The organism is Carboxylicivirga agarovorans, assembly GCF_050589845.1.
GTDB classification, from domain to species: domain Bacteria; phylum Bacteroidota; class Bacteroidia; order Bacteroidales; family Marinilabiliaceae; genus Carboxylicivirga; species Carboxylicivirga agarovorans.
On the sequence record NZ_JBNGPA010000015.1, the window covers coordinates 50,886 to 58,547 of the forward strand.

The window sequence follows — 7,662 nt, forward strand, 5'->3', positions numbered from 1 at the left end:
AATGAAAAAAGTTGAAGAATATATTAGAGTTTCGGAATTATTGGTGAGGCAAATTGCTGGCATTAGCACTAATGCTGAAAATTTAGAACTTGAACAATGGAAATATAATTCTGAGGAGAATGAGAAGTTGTTACTTCGTATGTACGATGACGTTAATCTTCAGGAAAAATTACTTCAGTATACGCAGCTAAATACGGCAAATGCGTGGGTTAATCTACGAAATGAGATTTATTCAACATCTTCAAAAAAGCAATTTAAAATACCGCTATGGACACGAATAGCTGCAGCTGTAGTTTTACCTCTGATGATTGTTTCGGGTTTATTACTGTTTAACAGAGGTTTGAATAATAATGCCCAGCAGCTGTCAGAGGCTATAACGCCAGGAACGAAAAAAGCTGTATTGTTAATTAATAACAAAGAAGTTCTTGATTTGTCGAACAATTCAGATACCACTCTATTACTTGATGGATTAGTAAGTGTTGAAAACAAACAAGCAGCATTAATTTACCGACAAGCTGATAAACAAAAGCAATCGAAACGAGGTGGATGGCATACGGTGATCGTGCCTAAGGGCGGAGAATACAAACTAACCTTATCAGATGGAACAAATGTTTGGTTAAACTCCGATTCAAGACTCAGCTTTATCAGTTCATTTACAGGGAAAGAACGTATTGTACAATTAGAAGGTGAAGCTTACTTTGATGTGAGTCATAATCCTAATCAACCATTTATCGTTGAAACTAATGATATGAAAGTAAAAGTATATGGTACAGGATTTAACGTTAAGTCATACGATAATGAGAGCGTTGATCAGGTTACCTTGGTAGAAGGTAGTGTTGGTATAAAGTTAGTCAGGGAAGCGTACAAAGAAATCAGATTAAACCCAGATATGCAATTTTGTTTAAATAAGGACACATCTAAAGGAGTACTTAAATCTGTGATTGCAGGTAATTATGTGGGATGGAAAGATGGGGTGTTCCAGTTTAATGATGAAGATCTGGAAAGTGTTTTAAATAAACTTGCCAGGTGGTACAATGTAGAAGTGAAATTTGAAAGCGTGCAGGCGAGGAGTATCCGATTTAGTGGAGAAGTAAAACGCCTGAGTCAGTTACCACAAGTTTTGGAACTACTTGAGATTGGTTCTGGAATAAAACTGGAAGTAAGTAATAGAGTAATAAAAGTAAAGAGTCTTGAGTAATTAAATAACCCGGAATTGCGCCAACAAACTCCGGGTTAAAAATAGAATACTCATGTATTCATGTTAAATTTAATTCATTACAAATTTATGAAAAAAGAAACGAATCTGTCATTTCTTTTACCAAAAAGGAAATGGCGAAAAATCTACTGGGTAATGAAGAATTTTTTAATTCTGTTTTTTGCATTTAATCTCAGTGTTTTTGGTAGTACATTATCTCAAGAGGTAAAAGGTGTTAGCTACAATAATGCAACACTTATGGAGGTATTTGAAGACCTGAAAGGAAGAGCAGGTTGTGGTATTCTTTATAAGGAAAGTGAAATTGATACTGACCTTAAAGTTAGCTTTCAGAAAGAGAATACAAGTATTCAGGAAGTACTGGATGTCGTATTGTTAAATTCTGAATTGACTTACCGTGTCCAAAGCGATGTAATTGTTATCTATAAAGATAATAAACCAAATATTCAACAAGAAGACCAGAAGCTGATATCAGGTACAGTTAAAGATACCAATGGTGAGTTGATGGTGGGCGTGAATGTTTATTTAAGTGACGGTTCCCGGGGAACCATTACAGATGTAAACGGACATTTTGAATTGAAAGTACCCGCTGATGCTAGCAGTTTTAAGGTTTCGTTTATCGGTTTTGAAACAAAGGAGTTGCACATAGGCCAACAGGAAGTGTTTGATGTAATTATTAAAGAAGAAATAAGTGATTTATCGGAAGTTGTAGTGACTGGTTTTCAGGAGATAGAAAAGCGTAAGTTGTCCTCTTCTATCGCAACTTTAAGTGCCGAAGAAATGATGCAGGCGGCTGAAATTTCGGTTGATAAAATGCTGGAAGGTAAAGTAGCAGGTATGGCCGTTCTTAGCCCAACTTCAATGCAGGGAACGGCACCGAAAATTCGTATTCGCGGAGCTTCATCTATTTCGGGTAACCGTGAGCCAGTATGGGTGGTTGATGGAGTAGTACTTAGTGATCCAGTACCTATTTCGCCAACAGAATTAAATTCGTTGGATAATATTAACATTATTGGTAATGCTATCTCGTCATTAAATCCTGAAGATATTGAACGTATTGATGTGTTAAAAGATGCTTCAGCTACTGCTATTTATGGTGTTAAGGCTGCCAATGGTGTTATTGTTGTTACAACCAGAAAGGGAAAAAAAGGAGCGCCAAAGGTAACTTATTCAACCAATTTGAGTGTGAGTGCACGACCTTATTATTCGCAGTTGGACTTGATGAATTCTCAGGAGCGAATAGAAGTGTCAAAAGAAATTGAAGAACGTGGTTTGCGGTACGCTACAAAACCCGCCAACATTGGTTATGAAGGCGCCCTGCAGGATTTCTATTCCAAAAAGATTAATTACTCTGAATTTGCACAGCGAGTTAAGGGTTTAGAGGAAATGAATACAGACTGGTTAGACCTGCTGTTCAGAACGTCTTTTTCACAGAAACACAACGTCACCATCTCAGGAGCTGACGACAAAACTAACTACTATTTCTCAGGTGGTTTTACCGACGCGAAGGGTACATTTAAAGACAATAATGTAACCCAATACAATGTAATGATGAAGTTTGATACACAGTTGTCTGAGCGCTTAAAGGTGGGCATGCAACTGCGTGGTGCTGTAAGTGAAAAGCAATACCCTCATTCAAGAATTGATCCGTTCAAATACGCTTATCAAACATCGCGTGCGATTCCGGCCTATGACGAAAACGGAGAGTATGCTTATTACAACAATTCAGGTGCAGGAGAAAACGAGATTCCATTGGACTTTAATATCCTTAACGAATTGGAACATTCAGATCAAACCATTAAAAATCAATCGCTAAATTTTGTTGGTAACCTGGATTACCAAATTATAGAGGGCGTGAAATTCAGAAGTATTATTAGTGCAAGTAAGAGTAATACCGCACAAACAGAATGGTTTGACGAAGAAACCTATATGGCAGCAAAATTGCGTCACGCCAATTTTGGGGAGCCATTCCCAGCCTACGATCCGGATGAAGAATTCTATCTGTTGGATTGTGAACTACCATATGGTGGCCAAATTAGCAATGACAATATCAACCATTCGTCTTATTCCGTTAGGGCCGATTTGCAGTTCAAAAGAACGCTTAATATGAAGCATGAGTTTGATGCTATTGGGGGTACCGAATTTTCTTCTACACAATATGAAGGAATCAATACAACACAAATGGGGTATTTGCCAGACAGAGGACAAAGCTTTGTTGATATTGATCCGCTTATGTTTCCTCAATACGCCGAACGTCAGAAAACTTATAAAGATGTGATTACCGATAGGGTAACAAATATTGTATCGTTATATGGTACTTTCACCTATGCATTTGATAATCGATATATTGCCAACTTTAATGTTCGAGCTGATGGTTCCAATAAATTTGGACAGAATAAAGATAATCGCTTCTTACCTGTGTGGTCAGTTTCTGGACGATGGAATGCGCATAATGAAAGTTTTTTGAAATCGGCCAATTGGTTGAATCAGCTGAGTTTTAGGGTATCTTACGGTATTCAGGGAAATATTTCAGATGAGTCCAATCCAAACTTGCTTGCCCGTTTAGGTGCCCGTAATGATGTTTCAGGATATTACCTGTCAACTCTTGAGCGTTTACCTAATCCATATCTTACCTGGGAGAAAACCACATCCTATAACATAGGACTTGATTTCTCAGTACTTAACGGCCGAATCAATGGTACGGTTGAGGCCTATAAGAAAATAGGGGAAGATATGATCGTTAACCGTGATTTATCCATTACGACTGGGAGTAACTACATGTCAATGAATGGTGGTGATATTGAAAACAAAGGGTATGATGTGAGCCTGACGTTTATTCCGGTTCGTACAAATAATGTAATGTGGGCGTTCAACATCAATGGAGGAAAGAATATTAATAAGGTGACCGATGCCGGTGTGACTAATCTTAACTACACAGATTATCTGAATGGAAGTGCGGTATTGCCAGGGCAAGCACTCAATTCATTTTATTCGTATCAGTATGCAGGCCTGGATGAAAACGGCTTACCAACATTTGATGGAATAGAAGAAACCGATGGTATTACAAAGGAAGAGATGTATGCCCAGATGTTGACCTATTCTGGTAAAAGAACTCCTGATGTAGAAGGTGGTTTCTCAACTGATGTTCGTTATAAAAACTGGACATTAGGTGCTATGTTTTACTTCAGTCTTGGCCGCGAAGTACGTTTGAATCCGCTTTATGAGGAATATAACCAGCATTTGCCAAATCCGAAGCAAAACATGGATGATGCCTTTGTTGACCGCTGGAGACAACCAGGTGACGAAAACCATACAGATATTCCGGTGCTGTCTGATGATCCATTATCCATGGGTACCGGATGGTTGTATGATGATCGAAAAATTGAAATTGCCGAAAGTATGTGGGAAATGTATAATAAAAGTGATTTGCGTGTGGCATCGGGTGATTTCTTAAGGCTTCGCTCTCTAAATTTGAGTTATGATTTTTCAAAAGAAATATGCACCAAACTACATGTTAATGACTTGAGGTTACGATTTGAAGCCAGTAACCTTTACACCTGGAAAGACAAGAAGTTGAAAGGAACCGATCCTCAGCAAGTAGCATTCAGCAGCGAATCGGCATCAATTCCTTTAACGCCGGTGTATACTTTTGGACTTAATGTTACCTTTTAAACAGATTCAAAATGAAAATTAAATTATTATATATAGCCTTATTGATACTATTGGTTTCATGTGAAGACTTTCTTGAAGAGCACTCTCAGGATTTAGTTGTACCCCAATCAGTACAGGATTATAACGAACTTTTATATGGCGAAGCTTATATGCTGGGCAGTGATCGCCTTCATGAGTACCTGGAGTTGATGACCGATGATGTAAAAAATATTACAAGTTCGGGTTCATTTGGCACGGATTACAGAGAGCAGGGGTACGGTTACTATGCCTGGCAAAGTGATCCTGAAGTTGGCATCTCCGGAGCCCGAAATGACGATAATGCCTGGGAATGGTATTACCATAGTATTTTGATGTGTAACATTGTTATTAACGATGTAAATGCTTTGGCAGAACAAAGTGCTAAGAAAGATGATTTACTGGCAGAAGCATACTTCTTACGTGCCTGGTATTATTTTATGTTGGTTAACCTGTATGGCGAACCTTATGAGGTATCAACAGCAGATTCAGATTTAGGCGTACCAATAAATAAGCTTACTGAAGCCAGTGATGTTTTATTGCCAAGGGTTTCGGTGGCTGCTAATTATCTTGAGATAGAAAATGATCTGAATAAGGCAATAGCATTGTTTAACGCATCAGGTCTTCAAAAAGATGTGTTTAGAGCGAATATTAAGGCTGCATACTTGTTGGCATCCCGTGTCGCCTTATATCAACAAAAATACGATCAGGCAATTAGCTATTCAAATTTAGGATTAGGTTTAAACTCAAGGTTGTACAATTTTAATAATCTGGATCAGTGGGATAATAATCTGATCGAAAAGAGTAATCCGGAATTGCTTTTTACCTATGCAGCCGATGGCAATAGTTTCTACTATAAAATGGGGTGGTCAACTCTATCAACCTTTTGTGCCTCTGATGAGTTAATTAACTTATTTGAATCAAACGATTTAAGAAAGCTTATAAATTTTTCGGAGGGAACTGGTGAATACTATCCGGATAAGGAAAATTGGACTGGTTATACTGGTGTTTATGGAAAAGCGATGCGTTCCGCTGAGTTTTACCTTAACAGAGCGGAGGCATATGCTGAAAAAGGTGATGTAGAGAAGGCGATGGCAGATATCAATGAAATTCGTAAAAATCGTTTTGGCAGTGATGGCTATGAGCTAAGTGCTGCAAATAGAGAGGAAGCCATTCTGTTAGTACGTCAGGAAAGACGCATGGAGTTGTGTTTTGAAGATCAAAGATGGTTTGACTTGCGTCGATGGGGCCGCCCTGAATTAGTGCATGTTTACATGAAAGATCCTGATAATAATATAACCAATATCTATGTGCTGGAAGAGAATGATGCGTCTTATACACTTCCATTGCCGCACAGCGTAACAGTTTTCGATAAGGAGATAGAGAATATACAAAGACCAGATAGAAATCCTGTAAATAAATAAGCTATGAAATTGTATTTTAAATATATTTTATTGTTCGTTGGCATGTCTGTTTTATTTACAGCGTGTTATAAAGAAGACGATATTGTGGCTGAATTGGCTGAAGATGAAAAGAGGCCAGAGCCAAGTGATGACCCTGTTGATGGTTACATTTATGACTTTTTCAAAAACTACGAGACTTATGTGTTTTATAACTACGATACCTTGGATTACCAGTGGGAATTTATGGATAATCATGAAGTGGTATTTGTTGAACAAAGTGATCGGTTACTATTAGAGGAAGGTGTTAATTTGCTGGAAGCGATTTTTGCCGGATTATACCCCGATGATTTCAAGAAAAAGCATTTTCCACCATACATTTTTCTGGCAGATTCCATTAATCAAACCATCTATGATGGCGAGTTGAATTTAGCTTCGTTTAAAGGGACAAGCTTTGTGGCATTGGGACGTATTGGTGATAATATTGCTGACTATACAGAAGAAGAGATCCAAGAGATGAAACTGTCTATTAATTTGGACTTATGGCGTGGCTATTTTGTACTTAACGACAAGTTTAAGATTCCTGCCGAATTTGGTCAGGTTAGTGAAGAGTACTATGGTTTGAATATGTTGGACCATACAGGTGTTGATTGGTGGGAAGATATTGATTTTTATGAGTATGGTTTCTGGAAAGGTTATGGTAAACCAATATATTGGTGGTATCCATCTTGGTTATCTGACCCATATTACTCGCCTAATGATGTGAATGAAGATTTAGATGCCTATTTTGAAATGATTTTTACCCATACCGAAAGTGAGCTATTGGCCATGATTGATGGTTATCCAAAAATGAAGGCTAAGTACAATATCTTAATGGAATATGTTGAAAACAATTATGGGTTTAATTTACATGATGTAGCCAACTAGTTTTTCATAGCTACTTGATACAAGCCTAAAGTTTTTAGAACGCTGTAGATGTGTTCAGTTGTTTATAATGTGATAATAACTGCTTAAACTGTTTTAAACAATACCTTGATGCAACAGAGCATCGCACAGTTTGGTGTTTCATATTACGTTTGTATTAAGCTATTGTTTGAAGTTCTATAATCATTTATCTATTACCCTTTGCAGATTTAAAGGCATTCAACAATATTGGTTAATGTTGAATGCCTTTATACGATAAGTACCTGTCCTGTGATACTTAATGCCATTCCTACAGAAAGCATCAATAGAGTATATACTCTAATAAATTACAATTTTTTAAGCCACTTTTTCATTGGAGCTGTTCATATTTCTTTCTCTAGGATCAAGACAAATATAGTCTTGACTGTATGGTTTCTTGTTTTGAACAACACTATAAAT

General features: G+C 37.4%; 4 protein-coding genes. All 4 read left to right on the plus strand.

Annotation, left to right across the window (positions count from 1 at the left end; translation table 11 throughout):
- Position 1: 1 nt before the first annotated feature.
- The 4 genes from ACRD69_RS15220 (at position 2) to ACRD69_RS15235 (ending at position 7,227) form a co-directional block, all read left to right on the plus strand.
- Positions 2–1,198 carry a FecR family protein gene (locus ACRD69_RS15220; RefSeq protein ID WP_430815963.1) on the plus strand — a complete coding sequence of 399 codons (1,197 nt, stop codon included), beginning with the start codon at positions 2–4 and terminating at the stop codon, positions 1,196–1,198.
- Between the two features lie 153 nt (positions 1,199–1,351).
- Positions 1,352–4,885, plus strand: coding sequence for a SusC/RagA family TonB-linked outer membrane protein (locus tag ACRD69_RS15225; RefSeq protein ID WP_430815964.1), 3,534 nt, complete (start codon positions 1,352–1,354; stop codon positions 4,883–4,885).
- 11 nt (positions 4,886–4,896) lie between these two features.
- Positions 4,897–6,324, plus strand: a complete 1,428-nt coding sequence (locus tag ACRD69_RS15230; protein ID WP_430815965.1) for a RagB/SusD family nutrient uptake outer membrane protein — start codon at positions 4,897–4,899, stop codon at positions 6,322–6,324.
- A gap of 3 nt (positions 6,325–6,327) precedes the next feature.
- Positions 6,328–7,227, plus strand: a complete 900-nt coding sequence (locus tag ACRD69_RS15235) for a hypothetical protein (protein WP_430815966.1) — start codon at positions 6,328–6,330, stop codon at positions 7,225–7,227.
- Positions 7,228–7,662 lie beyond the last annotated feature (435 nt).

Bases quoted from the DNA above. Each gene is read 5' to 3' on its own strand.
- ACRD69_RS15225 (WP_430815964.1), top strand. From the start codon at position 1,352: ATGAAGAATTTTTTAATTCTGTTTTTTGCATTTAATCTCAGTGTTTTT.
- ACRD69_RS15220 (WP_430815963.1), top strand. From the start codon at position 2: ATGAAAAAAGTTGAAGAATATATTAGAGTTTCGGAATTATTGGTGAGG.
- ACRD69_RS15230 (WP_430815965.1), top strand. From the start codon at position 4,897: ATGAAAATTAAATTATTATATATAGCCTTATTGATACTATTGGTTTCA.
- ACRD69_RS15235 (WP_430815966.1), top strand. From the start codon at position 6,328: ATGAAATTGTATTTTAAATATATTTTATTGTTCGTTGGCATGTCTGTT.